Annotated in this window: 20 protein-coding genes; all 20 read right to left on the bottom strand. The window is 52.2% G+C overall.

Annotation, left to right across the window (positions count from 1 at the left end):
* Nucleotides 1-51: 51 nt before the first annotated feature.
* Nucleotides 52-264, bottom strand: coding sequence for a cold-shock protein (locus AC1WNR_RS05585; RefSeq protein WP_481643539.1), 213 nt, complete (start codon nt 262-264; stop codon nt 52-54).
* Nucleotides 265-734: 470 nt separating this feature from the next.
* Nucleotides 735-2948 carry a YgiQ family radical SAM protein gene (locus AC1WNR_RS05580; RefSeq protein WP_481643538.1) on the bottom strand — a complete coding sequence of 738 codons (2214 nt, stop codon included), beginning with the start codon at nt 2946-2948 and terminating at the stop codon, nt 735-737.
* 104 nt (nt 2949-3052) lie between these two features.
* Nucleotides 3053-3859 (bottom strand): ABC transporter permease, encoded by an 807-nt coding sequence (locus tag AC1WNR_RS05575; RefSeq protein WP_481643537.1) that lies wholly within the window; start codon nt 3857-3859, stop codon nt 3053-3055.
* Nucleotides 3856-4623 carry an ABC transporter permease gene (locus AC1WNR_RS05570; RefSeq protein ID WP_481643536.1) on the bottom strand — a complete coding sequence of 256 codons (768 nt, stop codon included), beginning with the start codon at nt 4621-4623 and terminating at the stop codon, nt 3856-3858. Before AC1WNR_RS05570 ends, AC1WNR_RS05575 begins: the two co-directional genes overlap by 4 nt.
* Nucleotides 4624-4788: 165 nt before the next feature.
* The gene (locus tag AC1WNR_RS05565) at nt 4789-5499 is read right to left on the bottom strand and encodes a transporter substrate-binding domain-containing protein (protein ID WP_481643535.1); all 711 of its coding nucleotides are present in this window, start codon (nt 5497-5499) and stop codon (nt 4789-4791) included.
* A gap of 32 nt (nt 5500-5531) precedes the next feature.
* Complete coding sequence (locus AC1WNR_RS05560) at nt 5532-6305, bottom strand: ABC transporter ATP-binding protein (RefSeq protein ID WP_481643534.1); 774 nt, start codon at nt 6303-6305, stop codon at nt 5532-5534.
* Nucleotides 6306-6411: 106 nt separating this feature from the next.
* The gene (locus tag AC1WNR_RS05555; protein ID WP_481643533.1) at nt 6412-7557 is read right to left on the bottom strand and encodes a succinylglutamate desuccinylase/aspartoacylase family protein; all 1146 of its coding nucleotides are present in this window, start codon (nt 7555-7557) and stop codon (nt 6412-6414) included.
* A gap of 175 nt (nt 7558-7732) precedes the next feature.
* Nucleotides 7733-9241 carry a fumarate hydratase gene (locus AC1WNR_RS05550; protein ID WP_481643532.1) on the bottom strand — a complete coding sequence of 503 codons (1509 nt, stop codon included), beginning with the start codon at nt 9239-9241 and terminating at the stop codon, nt 7733-7735.
* Nucleotides 9242-9707: 466 nt separating this feature from the next.
* The gene (locus AC1WNR_RS05545; RefSeq protein ID WP_481643174.1) at nt 9708-10733 is read right to left on the bottom strand and encodes an IS110 family RNA-guided transposase; all 1026 of its coding nucleotides are present in this window, start codon (nt 10731-10733) and stop codon (nt 9708-9710) included.
* Nucleotides 10734-10829: 96 nt separating this feature from the next.
* Nucleotides 10830-12179: a prephenate-dependent tRNA uridine(34) hydroxylase TrhP gene (trhP, locus tag AC1WNR_RS05540; RefSeq protein ID WP_481643531.1), complete on the bottom strand. Its 1350-nt coding sequence runs from the start codon at nt 12177-12179 to the stop codon at nt 10830-10832.
* A 15-nt stretch (nt 12180-12194) separates the two neighbouring features.
* The gene (gene thpR, locus AC1WNR_RS05535; protein WP_481643530.1) at nt 12195-12761 is read right to left on the bottom strand and encodes an RNA 2',3'-cyclic phosphodiesterase; all 567 of its coding nucleotides are present in this window, start codon (nt 12759-12761) and stop codon (nt 12195-12197) included.
* Between the two features lie 65 nt (nt 12762-12826).
* Nucleotides 12827-13816, bottom strand: coding sequence for a hypothetical protein (locus AC1WNR_RS05530; RefSeq protein WP_481643529.1), 990 nt, complete (start codon nt 13814-13816; stop codon nt 12827-12829).
* Nucleotides 13817-13974: 158 nt separating this feature from the next.
* The gene (locus AC1WNR_RS05525; RefSeq protein WP_481643528.1) at nt 13975-14736 is read right to left on the bottom strand and encodes an ABC transporter ATP-binding protein; all 762 of its coding nucleotides are present in this window, start codon (nt 14734-14736) and stop codon (nt 13975-13977) included.
* Entirely contained in the window at nt 14733-15488 is a 756-nt protein-coding gene (locus AC1WNR_RS05520) for an ABC transporter ATP-binding protein (RefSeq protein WP_481643527.1), read from the bottom strand. Before AC1WNR_RS05520 ends, AC1WNR_RS05525 begins: the two co-directional genes overlap by 4 nt.
* Nucleotides 15489-15510: 22 nt before the next feature.
* On the bottom strand, nt 15511-16626 hold the full coding sequence (locus AC1WNR_RS05515) for a branched-chain amino acid ABC transporter permease (RefSeq protein WP_481643526.1): 1116 nt from the start codon (nt 16624-16626) through the stop codon (nt 15511-15513).
* Between the two features lies 1 nt (nt 16627).
* Nucleotides 16628-17644: a branched-chain amino acid ABC transporter permease gene (locus AC1WNR_RS05510; protein WP_481643525.1), complete on the bottom strand. Its 1017-nt coding sequence runs from the start codon at nt 17642-17644 to the stop codon at nt 16628-16630.
* A gap of 93 nt (nt 17645-17737) precedes the next feature.
* Nucleotides 17738-19087 carry a substrate-binding protein gene (locus AC1WNR_RS05505; protein ID WP_481643524.1) on the bottom strand — a complete coding sequence of 450 codons (1350 nt, stop codon included), beginning with the start codon at nt 19085-19087 and terminating at the stop codon, nt 17738-17740.
* 171 nt (nt 19088-19258) lie between these two features.
* On the bottom strand, nt 19259-20893 hold the full coding sequence (groL, locus tag AC1WNR_RS05500) for a chaperonin GroEL (protein ID WP_481643523.1): 1635 nt from the start codon (nt 20891-20893) through the stop codon (nt 19259-19261).
* 53 nt (nt 20894-20946) lie between these two features.
* Nucleotides 20947-21240, bottom strand: a complete 294-nt coding sequence (locus tag AC1WNR_RS05495; protein WP_481643522.1) for a co-chaperone GroES — start codon at nt 21238-21240, stop codon at nt 20947-20949.
* Nucleotides 21241-21457: 217 nt separating this feature from the next.
* Complete coding sequence (locus AC1WNR_RS05490; RefSeq protein WP_481643521.1) at nt 21458-21976, bottom strand: FxsA family protein; 519 nt, start codon at nt 21974-21976, stop codon at nt 21458-21460.
* Nucleotides 21977-22203 lie beyond the last annotated feature (227 nt).

Below are 22203 nucleotides of genomic sequence, written 5' to 3'. Positions count from 1 at the left end.
AGTGTCTAGCTTAAGCTACGGCGCTCCCACCCTATCGGGGGCAAGCCCTGATTAAGCTACAACAGTTACGTTGTCAGCCTGTGGACCTTTCTGGCCCTGAGTTACTTCGAAAGTAACGGTCTGGTTTTCAGCCAGAGTGCGACGGCCGTTGCCGTTAATAGCACGGTAGTGAACGAATACGTCTGGACCACCTTCCTGCTGAATGAAACCAAAACCTTTTTCGTCGTTGAACCACTTAACAGTGCCAGTTACGAGCTGTGACATTATTTGCCTCTTTCCTTATTGCTAGCCAAAAATTGGCCATTTTTCTTGGGTCTTTGACCCGATGTTATTAGATACAGCAACTGCATCTACCATACCGCCCAAGGGCGAAACCGCTAGAGCGGTACTTTTCTCGATGCAGGTTTCGTACCAACACGTTGAAAACTTTTGGATTTTACTAACTAGTCTCTAGTACGCTGCCCGGAACCCAATCAGATCTCATCCGTATGAATGAAATTTAGCGGGCGCAAAGGAGCCAACAAAGAGCCATGAGAATCAGAGTTCGGAACACGTATCGAAGTGCAAACGGTGGCGCGAGAGAGTCGCGTTTTACGGTGTGCTGCACTCTGCTGAGTGCGATGAATCGAGTGTTGCAAGCAGTGTCTCCGTGCGGTCTAAAACGCACGAGTTGTTTAATCGTTAATCAGCACTATACACACACCTAACCTAAATACAAGCATTTAGCTCAGAAATTAGAGATTTGTCTGATGCCGAGTTTTTGGGCGCGAGCGTTTTGCTTTGCTGCCGTTACCCGAGCGTGGCGGCAGTCCCGTATGCTGCGTTAACACCCTACCCTTACGCGCTTTGACTGCCTTACCCGAGTTTTTACGTCTTGGGCTTTGATACTCCTGCTGATCTGGCTGAGTCTCTGGAATCAGCTGATGAGGCTTGTCGCCAATCAGATCGGCTCGTCCCATCTGCTTCAGCGCCTCACGCAACAGGGGCCAGTTATCGGGGTCATGCCAACGCAGGAAAGCTTTGTGCAGGCGGCGCTGACGCTCGCCTTTTACCGACTCTACCTTCTCAGCACTGCGCTTATAGGACTGGCGCTTAAGCGGATTACGGCCTGTATGGTACATCGCGGTAGCGGTTGCCATAGGCGAGGGATAAAACGCCTGCACCTGGTCGGCTTTGAAGTCGTTGCGCTTGAGCCAGAGCGCGAGGTTCATCATATCCTCGTCAGTCGTGCCTGGGTGCGCGGCTATGAAATAGGGAATCAAATACTGACCTTTGCCCGCCTCTTTGGAGAAGCGCTCGAACATCTTCTTAAACTCATCATAGGTGCCGATACCGGGCTTCATCATATGGTCCAGCGGCCCACGTTCAGTGTGCTCGGGCGCGATCTTCAGATACCCGCCCACATGATGCGTCACCAATTCACGCACATACTCAGGATCCTCAACGGCCAGGTCGTAGCGCAGACCCGAAGCGATCAGCACCTTCTTTACCCCTTTTAACTGCCGCGCTTCGCGATACAGCTGTGTCAGCGCCGAGTGGTCGGTATTAAGATTTGGGCAGATTCCCGGATAGACACACGAAAGCTTGCGACACGAGGCTTCAATCTCTGGCGACTTACAGGCGATGCGATACATATTGGCAGTAGGACCACCCAGATCCGATATGACGCCAGTAAAGCCTGGAACTTTGTCACGGATCTCTTCGATCTCCTTGATGATCGACTCTTGTGAGCGGTTTTGAATAATCCTACCCTCATGTTCGGTGATCGAACAGAAGGTACAACCGCCAAAGCAGCCGCGCATAATATTCACCGAGAAACGGATCATCTTGTAGGCGGGAATCTCCTGATCGCCGTAAGCTGGATGCGGTACACGGGCGTACTCCAGCCCAAAGACATAATCCATCTCTTCGGTAGTCAACGGGATCGGTGGTGGATTGAGCCACACCTCTTGATCGCCCTGCATCTGTACTAGGGCACGTGCATTGCCGGGATTTGTCTCTAAGTGCAGCACGCGACTTGCATGCGCATAGAGCACAGGATCAGCGCTGACCTTCTCGAACGACGGAATACGAATAACCGTTTTTGAACGATTCAGACGTATCTTGTTCTCGCTCAAGCTCTCTAAATGGAGCGGCTGAGTTGCAACCTCTTCGGGCGCTGCAGACTCCTCGGAGCCGTTCTCAATTGCACAGCTCTCGAGATCGCGTGTATTGACGTAGGGGTTAATGATCTTATCGATCTTGCCCGGGCGATCGATTCGCGTAGAGTCGATCTCCATCCACCCTTCAGGCGTATCCTTGCGCACAAAGGCGGTACCGCGTACATCACGCAGATCCGTAATCGCTTCGCCCATATCCATTCGGCGAGCAACTTCAACAACAGCACGCTCGGCATTACCAAAGAGCAGAAGATCGGCACGCGAATCCAGTAGAATTGAGCGACGCACCTTATCCTGCCAGTAGTCGTAGTGGGCGATACGACGCAGTGACGCCTCGATACCACCCAGAACTATGGGTACATCCTTGAACGCTTCACGACAGCGCTGACTGTAGACAATACTGGCGCGATCCGGCCGTGAGCCGCCCTTGCCACCTGGGGTGTAGGCATCATCCGAGCGGATCTTCTTATCCGCCGTATAGCGGTTGATCATGGAGTCCATGTTGCCGGCTGCAACACCAAAAAACAGACGAGGTTTACCCAGAGCCTTGAAGGCATCGGCACTCTTCCAATCTGGCTGGGCAATGATGCCTACTTTGAAGCCTTGCGACTCCAGCAAACGACCAATAATCGCCATACCAAAAGAGGGGTGGTCCACATACGCATCACCGGTGACAATGATGATGTCACACTCTGTCCAGCCCAATTTGCGCATCTCTGCCTTAGACATCGGCAAAAACGGGGCGGGTTGGAAATTTGCTTGAGTATTGAGGCTGGTTAACTGCGCCATGTAGAGCTCCGGTTGAATCTGCGACGATTATACCTGAGCTGCGGTTTGGGTTCTCTGAATTTGATTCAGCGCAGCAAAACTTTATGCAGCCTCAGACTTCGCAGCTAGCGCAGTATTTTAGGGCGGTAGCGAATTTTAGGGCGTGACTCTTTAGGCAGGTGGCGGTTCAGTCGCCCATTTATCAATCCAAACAGGCTAATCACGATCAGCGTTAGCAGAATAAAGTAACCCGCCAGAATCGGATAAGGGATGAACGGGTTAAATGTCTTATCAGCAAAGTAACTGGCATAGTAGAGCGCATCGCCTTGTTGACGCCAAGCTGGAAAACCCGAAAAGAAGACCAGCGTAGTCGCATGAAATAGAAAAATCGCCTCGTTGGTATAGGCAGGCCAGGCCAAGCGCATCATTGTTGGCCAGGTGATTTTGCGAAACTTGGTCAGACCCGAGAAACCATAAGCATCCGCAGCTTCAGACTCACCTTTAGGTATTGATTGCAGCGCCCCGTAAAAAATCTCGCCCGCGTAGGCTGAGGTATTTAGAAACAGGACAATCGTTGCGCCCAGCCAGGCTGCTGTAAAGGGTTCGAAGAACTCAATACTCGACCTCAGGTTGAGGAAGAGAAAGTAAGCAAAGAAGAACTGAATAAACAGTGGCGACCCTCGAAACAGAAAGATGAACCACTGTGAAATTTTGCGTAGCCATCTATTGCTGGATGCCTTGCCGAGAGCGACCGCAGTCGCCAAAAGAAAACCAGCCGCTAACGCCAGCACACCGAAGTAGATGTTCCAGATCATACCCGAGCCAATCAGCGTGAACTGCTGACAGAGGGTGAAATCGGTGGTCGGCAGGAGTCTCTCGCCGATACCAATCGAGCGCAGCCCGTAATCGGCCATCGTCTGCATACAACTCATGCTGCAGCCCTCCGAAGCGCTTCGCCACCCGCAGTCGCCTGACCACGCGACAAACGCTTCATTAACCGATCCAGCACCACCTCAGACACCTTGGTAAAACCGAGGTAGAAAACCAGCAGAACAAGGAAATACCACATACGCCAATCACCATGGGGGTAATCAGTGAATCGCGCATGCTTGGTACCGCCGAGCTCACGCGCCCAATAAACGATATCCTCGACACCAAGCAGGAAGAGTAGCGGTGTCGCTTTGATCAACACCATCCACAGGTTCGATAACCCGGGGAGCGCATAAACCCACATCTGCGGCACAATAATACGCCAAAAGGTCTGGCGTCTCGTCATACCATAGGCGCCAGCCGTCTCAATCTGCGCCTTGGGCACCGCATTCATTGCCCCAAAAATCACATTCGCAGCGAAAGCACCAAAGACGATAGCAAAGGTAAGCACCGCCAGAAAGAAACCATAGATCTCATGGACCCACTGCGGCGAAGTGCTCAGCGGCAATTTGGCGGCACTACAAACAATGAAATCATTACCCTGGCGTATTGGCTGATCCCAATCAGGACAACTGACCTGATGTCTCAGATACTCAAAGCCCTGATCCAGAGCGATCACGAAAAACATAAAAAACGCTATATCGGGTACTCCACGCACAATTGCTATGTAGGTTTTGCCAAACCAGCGTGCCGGCGTCACTTTTGAGCGAGCCAACGCCGCGCCACCAAAGCCAAACGCGAGTGCTACGGGCGCTGTAATTGCCAACAGAACCAGCACGGTGCCGAACGAGTAGTAAAAAGAGAGGTGTTTACCTGTTGAAAGATAACAGGATAGCCAAGATAGACCGCTGAGTGTGTCAGGATTAGCGCAGTATTCGAACATAAGTTTATAGGAGTGGCCCACCCGCAACAGCGAGCAGGCCCTCTGCGACTAGAACTGAGTCGCAACCTCCCATTTGGCGATCAACTCGTTGAGCGAACCGTCGTCTTTCATAGACTGGATCGCCGCGTCGAACTTGGCTCGTAGCTCGGTATCGCTCTTTCTAAAGCCCATCCCGACGCCACCGCCGATCTGCTCCATGCGAGAAAGCATTGTCAGGCCATCCTGACCGGCAAACGGATCGAGGAATGACTTATCTGCCAGGACTGCATCAGCTTCGCCGTTACGTACAGCAGCAACAGTCTCTTCAGGAGTCGCGAACTCAACCAGCGTCCAACCCTGTCCAGCCACGAACGCAGCCTGAATAGTTGTCGCCTGAGCTGCAACCACAGCGCCCGCTAGATCTACATCGTCTGACATCGCGAGGTAAGCCGATGGATCTGGTGGCGTGTAGTTTTGAGTGAAGTCGATCACTTTTTCGCGATCTTCAGTAATAGACATACCGGCGATGATTGCATCGTAATTGCCTGATACCAGGTTAGGGATGATTGAGTCCCAATCATTAGTAACCCACTCACAGGTGAGTGCTGCGCGCTTACACAACTCGTCACCTAGATCACGTTCGAAGCCTGCAACTTCACCGCTATCATTAAGAAAGTTCCAAGGCGCGTATGCACCCTCTGTACCCAAGCGAACCGTATCCGCAAAGGCTGCTCCAGTGCTCAGGGAAAGCGCTAAAGCTGTACTTAGAAGTCTTTTCATCGTTATTACTTCCTGCTTTTTTGTTGATTTAGTTAATGCTCAATGACCGAGAGGAACCCTCTCAGCCGCTCAGATTTAGGTGAACCGAAGAGCTGATCAGGAGGGCCCTCCTCCTCAATCTTGCCCTGATGCAAAAATACGACGTGGCTCGAAACATCCGCCGCCATCTTCATATCGTGCGTAACGATCAGCATAGTACGGCCTTCAGCGGCGAGCTCTTTAATAACCTTAACGACCTCTTGCTCAAGCTCAGGATCAAGTGCTGAAGTAGGCTCATCAAAAAGCAGTGCCTCGGGTTCCATGCAGAGCGCCCGCGCAATAGCAGCGCGCTGCTGCTGACCGCCAGAAAGCTGCGCAGGCCAAGCATCCGCTTTATCACCGATACCGACTTTATCGAGATACATGCGCGCACGCTTCTCAACCTCGTCACGCGGGTGGCCCAAGACCGTTACCGGTGCCTCCATCACGTTCTGAAGAATAGTCATATGCGACCAGAGATTGAACTGCTGAAATACTTTTGAAAGTTTTGTACGGATCCGCAGAACCTGCTTATTGTCAGCCGGCCTGCGCACTTTCGCACTGCCCTTCCACTTTACCGACTCGCCTCTAAACAGAATATCGCCCTGCTGGCTGTCCTCAAGCAGGTTGACGCACCGTAGCAGCGTTGATTTGCCCGAACCTGAGGAGCCAATTAGAGAAACCACGTCACCTTTGTGAGCGCACAGATCAACGCCCTTGAGCACCTCTAGATCGCCGTAGGATTTGTGCAGATCTTTAACTTCAATGACGGGGGTACTTTGTGTCAACGTGTTATCTCATTTCCGAGTAGTATCTATGCCAGAGTAAACCAGCCGTTACAGCGCTGTAAAGTTCAAACGTGGCGGGTTTGCAATAGATTGCACGAGTACGCAACTATGCCTCCAGCAGTTTACCCGGCTCGCGGTGTGTTAACGGTGTGGAGCCACAAATTTTCGCCAAAGCAGCTCCGGGAGCCACCATCCGATCACCCATATGGGCGAAAAACAGCCCTGTTGCCTTGCTGATAAGGGGCGTTCGAGCCTGATCGGCCGATGCGGCAAACGGGTCTACTAGCTCTGCTATCCGTTCGCCTGCCTCGACCCAATCCCCCAACTGCTTATGATAAACAACCAACCCAGCGGCCGGCGCGTAAATCAGATCTGTTCCCTCCAACGGCGTGGGCTCACATCGCGGTTCGGGTAGAGGTCCGGGATTGCCATCAATAATTCCACGCCGCTGCAGGAACCGCACTAGGCCATCTGCGTCTTGAGTTGCCAGCTCATCCTCAACATCTTGCTCGCCTCGGTGCTCAACCGTGGATGAGAAGCAGGCTAGAGGAATTGGGTATTGAGCCCCGAGACGCTGATTGAGCTTCCACCAGACGCCAGCATTGCATTCGTCGAAGGGCGAGCCACCCGCCTCAGTTTCAATCAAAACAGCCCGTGCTTGTAGATCACACCCAAGCTCAACAGCCAGCTTCTGATGATGTGCCGACGCGTAGAGGTGGAATAGCGCCTGCGAGTCACTGTGAAGGTCCAGCACTATATCGGCGCCTATCGACAGCCCAAGTAGTGATTTGCGCAGGTCATCTAACTCTTTGCGCACTTGGATGTTAGCAACCGCTTCCTGAAGTGCCTCTCGAATTCTGATCACGTTTTGGTTTGGGTCAGAAGTCAGTTTGCCGTCAACTTCCTGCTCCACAAAAGGCGTTAGGTCTGGCCAATTACGGTTGTAGTTACCACCACCCGCCAAATCGTAGCGCCCCAGATGACGATCATTGACTCTTTGGCCTAGCCCGATTGGATTCGCTACTGGCACCAGGACTATCTCGCCAATGATCTGGGAAGTGCTCTCTAGCTTATCGAGCCGCTCAATCAGATGATGGGCAACCAGCATTGCAGGGTACTCATCAGCGTGCAGTGCCGCTTGGATATACGCTTTTGGCCGTGCGCCCGGAGTACCGTAGCGGTGAACTTTGAGTTGGTGCCGAGCCCCAGGGCTCGACGAGAGAAGGTCAATGGTCTCGACTGTTTTGCTCATACTGTCGTCCTAACAGAGGGGCGTGGTGCGGGGCGCAGCAAGCGCAACCCTTAGCAGAATTTAGACAGAGTCGGGCGCTCTCACAAGTGTCGAAGAAGAATATCAGCAAATTCCAGTACACGCCCAATAAAAAAAGGGCCCGCCCCTCAGGAGCGGACCCTCTTGTAAAACAGGATTAGGCTTTCGAAGAAGCGATAATCTCATGCCATTTAGCCGGTCCCGTGTTGTGAACCGAAGTGCCGTTCACATCAACCGCTACAGTAACTGGCATATCCTTAACTTCGAACTCGTAAATAGCTTCCATACCGAGCTCTGGGAACGCCAGCACTTCGGCATTGGTAATCGCCTTCGATACGAGGTAAGCCGCACCACCAACAGCCATGAGGTAGACAGCCTGGTTATCGCGAATAGCATCCAGTGCTATCGGACCGCGCTCAGACTTACCGATCATACCCAGCAGACCCGTCTGCTCCAGGATCTGGCGCGTGAACTTATCCATGCGCGTTGATGTAGTCGGACCAGCAGGACCAACCACTTCGTCACGTACCGGGTCAACAGGCCCCACGTAGTAGATAAAGCGACCTTTGAGATCAACTGGTAGCTCTTCGCCGTTGTTGAGCATCTCAATCATGCGCTTATGAGCCGCATCACGCCCGGTGAGCATCTTACCGTTGAGCAGAACGGTCTCACCGACCTGCCACTCTTTAACGTCTTCCGGCGTAATCTCATCCAGATTTACACGGCGAGTATTTGAGCCCACCTCGAAGGTGACATCTGGCCACTCATCAAGGCTCGGTGGAGTGAGCACTGCTGGGCCTGAACCGTCCAGAGTGAAGTGTGCGTGACGTGTCGCGGCACAGTTAGGAATCATGCAGACAGGCAAAGATGCCGCATGCGTTGGGTAATCCATGATTTTAACGTCGAGGATAGTCGTCAGACCGCCCAGACCCTGAGCACCGATACCCAGATCGTTGACTGCATCCATGATCTCAAGGCGCAGCTCTTCGATACGGTTCTGCGGGCCACGCTCGCGTAGCTCGTGAATATCGATAGGATCCATCAGCGACTCTTTCGCCATAACCGCGGCCTTCTCAGCAGTACCGCCGATACCGATACCGAGCATACCCGGTGGACACCAGCCCGCACCCATGGTGGGTACCGTTTTAACAATCCAATCGACAATCGAGTCCGATGGGTTAAGCATCACCATCTTCGACTTGTTCTCAGAACCGCCGCCTTTCGCTGCAACCTGCACGTCAACGGTGTCACCCTCAACGATCTCATAGTGAATCACTGCGGGTGTATTGTCTTTGGTGTTCTGACGTTTACCTGCTGGATCGGCAAGGATCGATGCACGTAGAACGTTATCCGGGTGGTTGTACGCACGGCGTACACCTTCGTTGATCATATCGGTTACGCTCATCGTGGCATCCCACTGTACGTTCATGCCGACCTTGACGAATACCGTTACGATACCGGTATCCTGACACAGCGGACGCTTACCCTCGGCACACATGCGCGAGTTGATCAGGATCTGCGCCATCGCATCCTTAGCGGCTGGGTTCTCCTCCTTCAGATAGGCCTCGTGCACACTCTGCACAAAGTCGATCGGGTGGTAGTAGGAGATAAACTGCAACGCATCAGCAACGCTGTTAATCAGGTCGTCTTGGCGAATCACGCTCATGGAGGGGTTCCTCAATGGATTAAACAGATATGTATAAAAACGCGCTCGATTATAGCAAAAATGCTCGGCCGTGGACTTAAGAAAAGGTCTAAGTGCTTTTTATTGAGGAGCGGTAGGAGGGATGTAGCGCGCAGTGCTCTTTCCCGAAAATTAAGCATCGGTCGGGAAATAAGGCTTTGCCTTACATCCCTTATATGGACCCACCCGTTTGTTGCAAGACCGTTTTGACTCGATAGAAGTAGATTGCACGCTTATATCCGGCCTCTCAGTTTGGGCGTATCCACCCGGGCCATTATGAGATGTGCTCTTGCTGTTCTTATCTCCTACCCGGCTTCTTGATGAGCCACAGGGATCTTCAGATTTTCAGCAAGTCGATCTTATCTGTCGTGTCTTAACGTTCTGCGCAACTCTTTGGTTGGGTTTAACTCTATTTATCCTGCCTTGGGCAGGCTCCGTACTGCGTTGGTTACAACGCTTTGTAATCTCTCTCGTTTACTAAGCAGCTCCAGGCGATACGGGCCAGCTTGTTTGCGATCGCTACCACGATCTTGTTTACGTGCTTGCCTGAAGCCCTCAAGCCTTGTGCCCACAAGCCAAGGCGACTGCTTTCGGGCCACTTCTCTAGTGAGCGGTATGCAGCCCTCGCGCCGTGTACCAGTTGCTTGCGCAACTGTCGATTTCCTCGTTTACTGATCCCCAGTAACACGTCTTTACCACCGCTTGAGTGCTGGGCGGGCACCAAGCCTAACGAGGCGGCTAGGTCGCGACTGCCCCGGTATGATTGACCATTCCCCGCATACGCAACCAGCAAGGTCGATATGACTGGGCCTACACCAGGTATCGTCATCAACCGTTTACAGCGCGCATCAGACCTAGCGATCTTTTCGATCCGTGAGGTGTAGTAATCAACTCGATCATCGCAGCGTAGCCACTCCTCTCTGAGATCGGCAATGATCTCTCTTAAACCGTAACTTAACCCGTTCGAAGCGTCCTCAAGTATCAACGCGACCTCGTAGCGAGTTGCAGCATGTCCACGCTTAACTACGACGCCCTGTTCAGCAAGTAGTCCCCGTATCCGATTACCGATGCGCGTACGGTTGTTAACCGAGTCTTCGCGGACTCGGTGCAGAGCCTGTAGGTCGAGCTGTTCCGTCGTTTTAACAGCTACTACCGGCGCCTGCTCTCGGGACGCTGCCTCTGCAATCGCTGCGGCATCCCGTTTATCATTTTTATTAACCCGCACGTACGCCTTTACGTAGCTAGGCGGGATGATCTTCACATCATGACCATACTGCTTGAATAACTTGGCCCAATAGTGAGAACCGCTGCACGCCTCAATACCAATAATGCACTTGGGTTGTTTAGCTATAAACTTGGCGACCTCCGCGCGCTTGAGCTGACGCGCAAACGTCTGCTTACCACTGCTCGTCATACCGTGAGCTTGAAAAACACTCTTCGCCAGATCGATACCAATAATGCTAGTCTTGTTCATGTGGACCCCCTTCTTGGATGCCGTACTTGATTGAATGCGAAATCCAATCTTGGCACAGAGTGGGTGGGTCCATCTCATTTCCTACAAAAGTCAGAATCAGGCTACCTTGCGCGGCGAGTTGGGCAGGTCCCGCATCAGCAGCGCGTACTGCATATCCGTATCGAAATCGAGTGGCAGGGTTACGCGGTGGCCTGAACCTGGAGCAGCCTCCACACGCGCGCCCTTCTTGTTGTAGAGCTCGCCCAATTTGAAGCGACGATTGCCCACGGGGGTCATCAGCTCCAGCGTATCACCCACTTCAAAACGGTTCTTCACATCGATGGTCAGCTTGCCGTTGGCGATATTGTGCTCGACTACCTCGCCAACAAACTGTTGATGTACGCCTACGGAGTTGCCCGTTTCGTAGTTCTGGTACTCATCGTGCACATGGCGACGGTAGAAGCCTTCCGTGTAGCCACGGTTGGCCAGGTTCTCCAACACATCCATCAAACCCTTGTCGAAAGGACGCCCGGCTACAGCATCATCGATGGTCTGACGGTAGGCCTGAGCAGTTCGTGCCACGTAGTAGTGTGATTTTGTGCGACCTTCAATCTTAAGCGAGTCCACACCCATCGCCGCCAACCGGTGCACGTGCTGAATCGCGCGCAGATCTTTAGAGTTCATAATGTAGGTGCCGTGCTCATCTTCAAACGCCGGCATGTAGTCACCCGGGCGTGTCTGCTCTTGTAGCAAGAAGATCTTATCACTTGGCTTTCCTTCGCCTAGCGCTGGCTCAACCGTTGGATCGAAATCCTGCACCGGCGCAACGTCGCCGTTATCGGTCTCTTTTGCCTCATGCGCATCGTACTTCCAGCGGCAGGCATTGGTGCAGGTACCCTGATTAGGATCGCGATGGTTGATATAACCCGACAGCAGGCAACGACCTGAATAGGCGATACAGAGCGAACCATGGACAAACACCTCCAGCTCCATATCTGGACAGCGCTGACGGATCTCTTCGACCTCATCGAGCGACAATTCGCGCGACAGAATCACGCGCTCTATACCCGCGCGTTCCCAGAACTGAACGGTTGCCCAGTTCATCGTATTTGCTTGGACAGAGAGGTGAATAGGAAGGTCAGGGTACTTATCCTTAACCATCATAATCAGGCCCGGATCGGACATAATCATCGCATCAGGACCCATCTCGATTACCGGATCGAGATCGCGCATATAGGTGGTTAACTTAGAGTTGTGCGGCAGGATGTTACTGGCAACAAAGAACTTTTTACCCATCTGGTGGGCGATATTGATCCCCTCCTCCAGATTAGCATGAGTGAAATCGTTATTACGCACACGCAGGCTATAACGCGGTTGGCCCGCATAAACTGCATCTGCGCCGTACGCAAAAGCGTACTTCATATTCCGCAGCGTGCCCGCTGGAGAGAGGAGTTCTGGTTGTCGCATTTTCAATCTCGGAGTTTAGTTGGCCAGCAAGAGCGGTAGGTCTATCTCGAACAGTGGAGTATAGATAGAGCCCTGTTCACCCACCCTGCTCTGCATCAATACTACTGCATCTGCCGGCAAGTTCAGATCAAGTGCCGGTAGTTGCTCAGTATCAAGTTCAAATTCGTCGTCCGCGGGTACGCGCCCCAAAGTGACATGAGGAAGAAAGTTTTTCTCATCGTAGGAGAGTCCACAAGCTGTCGCGATATCAACTAAACACTGGTGCAGGTTTGCCAGTTCCGCCTGCGCGGCGGCCATGGCTGCAACAACAGAGAAGCGCGGACTGACCGCATAGTAGCCGATATGGTCCAGCGAAACTGAGAAACGGTTCGCATCCAGCACCTCACGCGTCTTCTGCTCTAGCAACTCGACCTGCTCCAGCGAGACATCCCCCAAGAAGCAGAGTGTCAGGTGATAATTGCCCGAATCAACCCAGTCGACCTGCAGCTCTTTGTCAAACTGGCACAGCTCATCCGCATAGTCAGCTAGCTTGCGCGTTACCCTGTCGGGTACACGAAGTGCAAAGAAAGCGCGTACATTCATGCGCGGATAAAGACTCCCATCCTCGAAGGCGCGTATTGTGCCTATTGATCAAATTTTAGTCAAAATTAGCGAACGCTGCGATCCAGCATTAGGCCGTTCACTTGGCCCTGCACTTTAAGCAGCTCAGCATTAAGTGACGCACGCGAGGCATCAATAGCTTTCAAGCGCTCTTCGATGGTACGCAAACGGCGTTCAAGCTCTACGCTTGTCCCCTGAGGCTGAGCCGCCTGATTGATTTTAGCATTCAAGTCGGCAGCCAACTTGGTACGCTCATCACGCTCAACCGAGAACTGAAACTCCATGTCGCTACCTACCTGAAGAACACGCCCTTCGACTGTCGCTAAAGCCGCGTCGACCGTTTCCAGCTCGGTTTGCAAGGCTGTCGTCTGGGTCTCTAGCGCACTCAGTTTAGTATCACGTGCCTGAGCTGCTGTTTCTGTGCCAGCAAGCTGCTGCGCCATCTGTTTATCGGCGGCACTCAGTTGTGACAGTTCGCTCACCTGAGACTCGATCTCCTTGCGAAGCACACCCAGCGACGCTAGCGCTTCAGCGATACGAGCATCCTGAGCAACAACAGTTTCACCCAAGGTGACCAGCGTTTTACCCTGCTCTTCTAGCTGCGGCTTATTGCGCTGAAAGGATACGGTCCAAAGTTTTGCGATCTCGGAGTCAAAGTGTTTGATCCGATCTTCCAGGCGAGTGTTGATATCCTCAACACGTCCCATCAGTGTCTCACCTGAACGCGAGGCTGTCGTAGAGGTCTGTGTTAGCGTCGCATCGGTGCTCTCAAGCCAGAGATTCATCTGCTCTACCAGTACCTGCTGCTCCTCCATCTGCTGTTTGAGCTGCATCCCCCAAACACCCAGTGCACCGGCTGCACTCAAGGAGACCAACACAAGAAGCGTTAGCAGAACGGTAGCGACCGAGCTCGATTTTGCTGAAGCAGCGGCTCTGGGCTGGGCTGCTGCAGCGGGTCTTCCAACTGGGGTATCAAGGGTGGGAACAGAATCTTGGATCGGATCTAGGTTAAAGCCGGGCTCGCGTCGCTCTGACATGCGGGGAATACACCAAATAAGTAATCAAATTTAAGCCTCTTTTTAGCATAAAACAGGGCCAGACCCCAAAAAGAAGCACACAAAAGATCAAAAGTTAGACAAAAAAAAGCGCCCGAACTAAGTTCGGGCGCAGTACCACTCGTTTTACAACAGTTTGGTTAGATCGCGAGGTAGTCGTGACGCAGCTGCTCGTTGTCTAGAACTTCCTGCGCACTGCCATCGAATACCACGGTTCCGGTATCAAGAATAACAGCACGGTCAGCCAGCTTAAGTGCAGCAATCGCATTCTGCTCTACGATCACAGTTGTGATACCCAACGCTTTGATCTCACGCAGCGTCTTCTCGATCTCTTGTACGATTACCGGTGCCAAACCTTCATACGGCTCATCGAGCAGCAGCAGTTTGACATCACGCGCCAACGCACGACCAATCGCCAACATCTGCTGTTCACCACCCGAGAGCGTGGTGCCCTCTTGGTTGCGACGCTCGCCAAGACGTGGGAAGAGTTCGTAGATACGCTCGATGCTCCAACCGATTGGTGGTGCGATCTGCGCCAATTGCAGGTTCTCTTCAACGGTCAAGCCCGGAATGATACAGCGATCCTCAGGCACTAGACCAATGCCAGCCTGCGACGCCTCGTACGCTGTCATCTTATGAACTGCCTGGTGATCAAGAGAGATCTCGCCAGATTTCAGTTCAGGGTCATCACAGCGTGCGATGGTGCGCAGCGTTGACGTCTTACCCGCGCCGTTACGGCCGAGCAAAGCTAGGATTTCGCCCTCATGGATATTGAACGAAACACCCTGCACGATGTACGACTCGCCGTAGTAAGAGTGAATATCGTGAACGGAACAGTAGGCAACAGGTGTACCTAGGTTTTGATTCTTTACTGAATCGCTCGTTACGCTTGAATGCGTCATACTTCTGCACCTCCAAGGTAAGCCTCGCGAACGCGTGGATCACCCTTAATCTCGTCAGGCGAGCCTTCCACAATTACGTGACCCTGTGCCATTACACTGACCTTGTCGGCCAATGAGAACACCACGTGCATGTCATGCTCGATAATAACTTTGGTCATACCGCGCGACTTGATCTTCAACAGCAGATCAATCGTGTTGTTGGTATCAGCACGCGCCATACCCGCGGTTGGCTCATCCAAGAGTAGCAGCTTTGGATCCTGCGACAGACACATCGCCAGTTCGAGGCGACGCTTGTCACCACGGCTCATGCTGCCTGCATGGAGACTCGCTTTCTCAAGCATATTCACATCCTCAAGGAAGTGAGCCGCTTTGTCTTGGATCTCAGAATCCATATCTGAGCGTTTCCAAGCGGCCAGCTTGAACTCACCATCGCGATGCGCCAACAGAGGGATCATCATATTCTCCATTAGCGAGAGATCCGCAAAGATCTCTGGCGTCTGGAATACTCGTGAGATACCGAGCTGGTTAATCTGGTGCGGCTTCAGGCCGATCATGCTCTGATTCATAAACATAATCGTGCCGTTATCCGGAATGAGCTTACCAATGACTGCGTTGAGCAGTGTCGACTTACCAGCACCATTCGGGCCGATAACCGCGTGTACGGTCTTCTCTTCAATTTTTAGGTTGACGTCATCCAGTGCCTTCAAGCCACCGAATGTTTTGTTTACGCCAGAAATTTCTAGAACTGACATAGCAATATCCTGTTAGCTTGAGTTACTCGGCATCCGCTTTCGAGAAGCGAGCTTTGATTCGACGGTAACCTTCCATAATGCCACCTGGCAGGAAGATTACGACCAACATAAACACCAGACCCAGGGTCAGGTGCCAGCCTTTACCCACAAACAGTGAGAGTACTGGAACAATCACACTGAGCACGGCATCTGGCAAGAAATCCAGCGCACTTGAAAGTACCGCGCCATCAATTGCCGAGAAGATGTTCTCAAAGTATTTGATCGCCGCAGCACCGATTACTGGGCCTACCAGCGTACCCACACCGCCAAGGATGGTCATCAGAACCACCTCACCAGATGCTGTCCACTGCATGCGCTCTGCACCTGCCAACGGGTCCATAGCCGCCATCAGCGAACCTGCAAGACCTGCATACATCCCCGAGATCACAAATGCGGCCAGTGCGTAAGGGCGCGCATTCAAGCCGGTGTAAGCCATACGTGTGTTGTTGGTTTTGATACCGCGAAGCATCGAGCCAAAGGGTGAACGAGTAATACGCAGCGCTACATAGAAGCCCAAGATCAAGAAGGCAGCACAGATGTAGAAGCCGGCGAGACCACCGAGGTCAGTCATCTCCAGACCGAACAGGTGCGTACGTGGCACCTCACCCGCCGCCAAAGGCGCTTCCCATGAGCGTGGGTCGGCCGCTTCAACCTGCAGACCTGTCTCACCCATGGTGATCGGTGTCAGTACAGAGTACGCCAGGTTGTAACTCATCTGAGCCAGCGCAAGCGTCAGGATCGAGAAGTAGATACCTGTACGACGCAGACAGATAAAGCCGATAACCAGCGCAAAAATACCCGAGAGTACAACACCGGCAATCATCGCTGGGATGATGTTCAGGGTGAACAGTTTGAAGATCCAAACCGTGGTGTAGGAACCCACACCGATAAACGCTGCATGACCGAATGACAGGTAACCCGTCTGGCCGAACAGAATGTTAAAGCCGATTGCGAACAGACCGAAGATCGCGAAACGCTGCATTAGGTCTGGGTAAGCTGCGCCCAACGGTTGCAGCCAGATTGGCATCAAGAGGATTACTGCTGAGAAGATCAGCACCATCATGATGTCAGATTTAGGGGTAAACTTTTCAATATGCATCTTAGTCCTCCATCACACCTTTGCGACCCATCAGACCGCGTGGACGGACAAGCAGTACGATCATGGCAACGAGGTAAATAATTACCTGGTCGATCCCTGGAATGATTTGCTTCACTTCGTTCATAGAGGCGAACGACTGCAGGATACCCAGCAGGAAGCCGGCTGCGACTGCACCTGGCAGCGAGCCCATACCACCTACAACCACCACCACGAATGAGAGCACAAGGAAGTCCATACCCATGTGGTAGTTCGGCGAGAGTATCGGGGTATACATCAAACCCGCCATCCCAGCCACAACTGCCGCAAGACCGAAGACGATACTGAAGCGCTTGGTAATATTGATACCGAGCAGCTGTACTGTCTGACGATCGGCCATACCCGCGCGTACCACCATACCGAAGGTAGTGAACTGCAGGAAGGCAAACACCGAACCGATGACACCGAGTGCGAAGAAGAGGTAAACAATACGCCATTTCGGGTAAACGATATTGTCGCCTAGGCCGAAAAGTGCGCCGATGTTTGCAGTACCCGAGAACATCTCAGGCGCAGGCTGTGGAATTGGGTTAGCGCCGTAGATCGCTTTAATGATCTCCTGCACAACGATCGCCAGACCGAAGGTAACAAGGATCTGATCAGCGTGTGCGCGACGGTAGAAGTGGCGAATAAGGCCACGCTCCATTACCAAGCCGATCAGCAGCATGACAGGCAGTGCGATCAATATAGAGATCGGTACCGACCAGTCGATGATCGCTTTACCTGTATCACCCAGCCAAAGCTCGAGGTAAGGGATCTCTTTGAAGGCTTCAAAGAAGGTCACCGACTCATCTTTGACCTTGGTAGAAATAGTAAGAACTTCGCGAACCGAAACCGCAACGAAGGCACCTAACATAAACAGTGCACCGTGTGCGAAGTTCACGACACCCAAAGTACCGAAAATCAACGTCAGACCTAGGGCAATCAGTGCATAAGCACCCCCCTTATCTAGACCGTTCAAAATCTGGAGGAGTATCGCATCCACAGCTATGAATCTCCGAAAAAAATTCTTTTAGATAAACGAAGGGGCCCCTTGGGCCCCTTCGCGTGCCAAGGTGTAACTGAAATTACACTTGGATTAAGACCACTGAGCACCGCCAGCGAATGGGCCTTCGTTTGGATCGTAAGTCAGACGCTCACGAGAAACGACCTCTTTCACTGACAGACGGTCAAAGTCTGAAGTTGGGTTGGTGTTACCCTCAACAACCAGGGCATTCTTCATTACCTGGTGGTCAGCTTTACGGTACAGAGATGCACCGTTACCCATGCCGTCAAACTCGTGGTCTTCCAGCGCAGCAATAACTGCAGCAGGTTCGAACGAGCCAGCACGCTCAACCGCGTCAGCGTAGAGCATAGTCTGCACGTAACAAGTATGAGCAGCCTGTGATGGTGGGAAGCCGTATTCCTGACCGAAGGATTTAACGAATGCTTTAGAACCTTCGTCAGTAAGTTTCCAGTTCCAGTTAGTAGAACCAAGAATACCCTTCATGTTGTCGCCCGCACCTTTCGCCATCAGGCGAGAGAATAGAGGAACGATGATCTGGAAGTCGCGACCGTTAACCTGCTTGTCTTTCAGACCGAACTGCATAGCCTGAGTCAGGGAGTTAACCATGTCACCGCCGTAGTGGTTCAGTACCAGAGTATCTGCACCAGAGTTCAGGATCGGTGTGATGTACTGCGAGAAGTCACCCGCGCCAACTGGAGTCTTCACATTGGCAACTGTCTGCCAGTTAGACTCAGCCATCATACCTTTCTCAATAGAGTCCTGCTGTGACCAACCCCAAGAGTAGTCAGCAGTTAGGTGGTACACCTGACGGTCTTTACCGTAAGCCTTGTCCAGCACAGGACGCAGCGCCAGTGCAGACTGGTGGCAGTTGAACATGTGGCGGAAACCGTGACGACGACGGTCTTTACCAGTAGTGTCGTTTGAATGAGTCAGACCCGCCATAAAGATGGTACCCATCTCTTCAGCCAGTGCCTGTACAGCGATTGCTACACCTGATGAAGAACCACCAGAGAACATGATTACGCCGTCTTTCTCGATCATACGCTTAGCCGATGCACGTGCAGCGTCAGACTTAGTCTGAGTATCACCGGTTACGTACTCAACTTTCATACCCAGGATGCCGTTACCTTTTAGGTTCATTGGCTTCATGGTGTTCATCATACCGCCGTCGCCTTCACCGTTGAGGTGTTTGACAGCCAGTTTGAATGCGCGAAGTTCGTCAGCACCTTCATCCGCGTATGCACCTGTCTGTGGGACGTTGAAGCCCAGTACACACTTGCCAGATGCAGCAGGGTCGTTACGGAACGCACCAGCAGCAGTAGCATTTGGGATGTAGAAACTTGGAACAGCGATAGCTGCAGCAGAAGCGGCAGTACCTTTGAGGACCGTACGACGTGAAACGCCGTTAGTTTTATCAGTCATTTGTAACTCCGTTGAAGATTATTGTTATAAAACAGCGGAATCGACAAAGTACTGGCTTCAATCAAGTGGAACAACCATACCTTTGGCTAAACTAGACCAATGGTGTAGAAGCAGGCGCACAAATAAAAAACCCGGCCAAGGCCGGGTTTCGTGTGACGCTAGAGAGGCTGATTACATCATGCCGCCCATGCCGCCCATACCGCCCATATCTGGCATAGCCGGCTTGTCTTCTGGAATATCCGCAACCATGGCTTCAGTGGTGATCATCAGACCAGCGATTGAAGCAGCTGCCTGCAGTGCAGAGCGAGTTACCTTAGCTGGATCGATGATACCCATCTCCATCATGTCGCCGTAAGTTTCGTTACCCGCGTTGTAACCGTAGTTATCAGCACCCTCACGAACCTTAGCTACAACCACTGACGGCTCGCCACCCGCGTTGGCAACGATCTGACGCAGCGGAGCCTCCATAGCGCGCAGTGCCAACTGAATACCGATAGTCTGATCGTGGTTATCACCTTCCAGACCCTCAACACCCTGTAGAGCGCGAATCAGTGCGACGCCACCACCAGGCACAACGCCCTCTTCTACCGCGGCACGCGTTGCGTGCAAAGCATCGTCTACACGCGCTTTCTTCTCTTTCATCTCAACTTCAGTCGCAGCACCGACTTTAATTACAGCTACACCGCCAGCAAGCTTAGCAACACGCTCCTGCATTTTCTCACGGTCGTAGTCTGAAGTTGTCTCTTCAGCCTGAACACGGATAGTCTGGACGCGTGCTTGGATATCTTCTTTAGCCCCGTAACCGTCAACAACTGTTGTGTTCTCTTTGCTGATCTGAACGCGCTTAGCCTGACCAAGCTGCTCCAACTCGATAGTGTCGAGTGACAGACCAACCTCTTCAGAGATCACCTGGCCACCGGTCAGTACAGCGATATCCTGCAGCATCGCCTTACGACGGTCGCCGAAACCAGGTGCTTTAACTGCACAGACTTTAACGATACCGCGCATATTGTTGACAACCAGAGTTGCCAGCGCCTCGCCCTCTACATCTTCAGCGATGATCAGCAGTGGGCGTGATGACTTAGCCACACCTTCCAGAGCTGGCAGCAGTTCACGGATATTCGAGATCTTTTTGTCTACGATCAGGATGAACGGATCTTCAAGTTCAGCTGTCATCGCATCCTGGTTAGTTACGAAGTACGGAGAGAGGTAACCGCGGTCAAACTGCATACCTTCCACTACATCCAGCTCGTTCTGGAAGCCAGAGCCTTCCTCAACAGTGATTACACCTTCCTGAGTTACACGCTCCATCGCTTCCGCGATGATGTTTCCGACTTCAGCGTCAGAGTTGGCTGAGATCGTACCAACCTGCGCAATCGCTTTGTTATCAGCGCAAGGCACGGCCATCGCAGCCAGTTTTTCAACGACTGCCGCCGCAGCTTTGTCGATACCACGTTTCAGATCCATCGGGTTCATGCCTGCAGCGACAGACTTCAGCCCCTCGTTAACGATCGCCTGAGCCAGTACGGTTGCAGTCGTGGTACCGTCACCCGCTACATCGTTGGCTTTAGAGGCAACCTCTTTGACCATCTGCGCACCCATGTTCTCGAACTTATCTTTGAGCTCGATCTCTTTCGCAACTGACACGCCATCTTTAGTTACGGTTGGCGCACCGAAAGACTTATCCAGAACAACGTTACGACCTTTAGGGCCAAGCGTTGTTTTAACTGCATCTGCAAGAACGTTGACGCCTACCAGCATTTTAGAGCGAGCGTCGATACCAAAAAGTACATCTTTAGCTGACATTATGAGTAATCCTGTTTTCTATAAGTTAAAAATTCGTGAGTGCGAAGTCTAAATTAGGCCTCGAGCACACCGTAGATTTCGCTCTCCTGCATGATCAGCAGCTCTTCACCCTCAACTTTGATGGTGTTAGTACCTGCGTACTGACCGAAAAGAACTTCATCACCGACTTTGACTGCACACGCAATCAGCTCACCGTTGTTAGCAACGCGGCCTGGGCCTACAGCAACGACTTCACCGCGGTTTGGCTTCTCGGCTGCTGAGCCTGGGAGCACGATACCGCCTGCAGTTTTTGCTTCCTCTTCGCTGCGACGAATAACAACACGGTCTTGAAGTGGACGAATTTTCATCTGGTTATTCTCCTGAATCTAGGATCCATAGTGATGTTGGTTTGTTGTATGACGATCAGAGCACGGCTCTAACCCTCAATTTCTTTGTGTGAAAGCTTAATGGGGTGAGGAAAAACGCTTTTCAACAGTACGAAGGAAAATTTTTTTACTTCTCGACCAAAGTCGGTGAGAAGCGCCAGTTGAAACCTAGCGCTAAGGAAGAGTAAGTGGCCGGGTGTTAGCGAGGTGGTAGACGACCGTTATCGTTTTTTGGGCGACCTTGCTCATCAAGATCAACGAACTCACCATCAATCACATCATCTGAACCGCCTCTCTGCTGATGAGAACGTCCCTCGTTCTGCTCGAAGTGCGAGTAATGAAAGTTTGCCTTACCACCGCGCTGCATCCAGCTCATAAATGTTTTCCCCAGGCGCTTTATGAACAGGTGGCGCGTTAGTGGAATTAGACAGCAGAAACCCAAGAAGTCCGTGAAAAACCCCGGGGTGATCAGCAAGGCACCCCCGACTGCAATCAGGATACCGTCGCCCATCTCACCAATGGGCATCTCCCCCTGATCAAGCTTTGAGCGTGCGCGCGTCAGTGTCGCCAAGCCTTGGTAGCGCAGCATATTTACACCAATGAACGCCGATAACAGTACCAGCCCTACGGTGTACCAACCGCCAATGGCTTGCCCTACTTTGATCAACAGTAAGATTTCAATTAAAGGTATAACAACAAGAAGGATAAACAGTGGCATAGCGAACTCCGAATTGAGCGCTAACGGTACCACTGTGGCGGATCGGAACTCAAACCTTCTGTTCCTCGACACAACGAAGGTGAGGAGTGATCTCACTAAGAAAATTTCGCACGTGCACAGTCTGATTTGCTGCATCGCAAAAGCTTTTTCAGTTTTGTGCACCCCTCTTAGCCTAAGGTCTAGGTGTCCTGTTTAATCTTATTCTCTCTAGAAATATAAATTTAAAA

It is taken from the genome of Marinobacterium marisflavi (genome assembly GCF_982447095.1).
Note: the sequence above shows the minus strand (reverse complement) of the source record. Positions and strands in the feature narration are given on the sequence as shown.

Excerpts from the sequence above, each read along its gene's own strand:
- AC1WNR_RS05585 (WP_481643539.1), bottom strand. The coding sequence starts at position 264 with ATGTCACAGCTCGTAACTGGCACTGTTAAGTGGTTCAACGACGAAAAA.
- AC1WNR_RS05580 (WP_481643538.1), bottom strand. The coding sequence starts at position 2,948 with ATGGCGCAGTTAACCAGCCTCAATACTCAAGCAAATTTCCAACCCGCC.
- AC1WNR_RS05575 (WP_481643537.1), bottom strand. The coding sequence starts at position 3,859 with ATGAGTTGTATGCAGACGATGGCCGATTACGGGCTGCGCTCGATTGGT.
- AC1WNR_RS05565 (WP_481643535.1), bottom strand. The coding sequence starts at position 5,499 with ATGAAAAGACTTCTAAGTACAGCTTTAGCGCTTTCCCTGAGCACTGGA.
- AC1WNR_RS05555 (WP_481643533.1), bottom strand. The coding sequence starts at position 7,557 with ATGAGCAAAACAGTCGAGACCATTGACCTTCTCTCGTCGAGCCCTGGG.
- AC1WNR_RS05550 (WP_481643532.1), bottom strand. The coding sequence starts at position 9,241 with ATGAGCGTGATTCGCCAAGACGACCTGATTAACAGCGTTGCTGATGCG.
- AC1WNR_RS05545 (WP_481643174.1), bottom strand. The coding sequence starts at position 10,733 with ATGAACAAGACTAGCATTATTGGTATCGATCTGGCGAAGAGTGTTTTT.
- trhP (WP_481643531.1), bottom strand. The coding sequence starts at position 12,179 with ATGCGACAACCAGAACTCCTCTCTCCAGCGGGCACGCTGCGGAATATG.
- thpR (WP_481643530.1), bottom strand. The coding sequence starts at position 12,761 with ATGAATGTACGCGCTTTCTTTGCACTTCGTGTACCCGACAGGGTAACG.
- AC1WNR_RS05530 (WP_481643529.1), bottom strand. The coding sequence starts at position 13,816 with ATGTCAGAGCGACGCGAGCCCGGCTTTAACCTAGATCCGATCCAAGAT.
- AC1WNR_RS05525 (WP_481643528.1), bottom strand. The coding sequence starts at position 14,736 with ATGACGCATTCAAGCGTAACGAGCGATTCAGTAAAGAATCAAAACCTA.
- AC1WNR_RS05520 (WP_481643527.1), bottom strand. The coding sequence starts at position 15,488 with ATGTCAGTTCTAGAAATTTCTGGCGTAAACAAAACATTCGGTGGCTTG.
- AC1WNR_RS05515 (WP_481643526.1), bottom strand. The coding sequence starts at position 16,626 with ATGCATATTGAAAAGTTTACCCCTAAATCTGACATCATGATGGTGCTG.
- AC1WNR_RS05505 (WP_481643524.1), bottom strand. The coding sequence starts at position 19,087 with ATGACTGATAAAACTAACGGCGTTTCACGTCGTACGGTCCTCAAAGGT.
- groL (WP_481643523.1), bottom strand. The coding sequence starts at position 20,893 with ATGTCAGCTAAAGATGTACTTTTTGGTATCGACGCTCGCTCTAAAATG.
- AC1WNR_RS05495 (WP_481643522.1), bottom strand. The coding sequence starts at position 21,240 with ATGAAAATTCGTCCACTTCAAGACCGTGTTGTTATTCGTCGCAGCGAA.
- AC1WNR_RS05490 (WP_481643521.1), bottom strand. The coding sequence starts at position 21,976 with ATGCCACTGTTTATCCTTCTTGTTGTTATACCTTTAATTGAAATCTTA.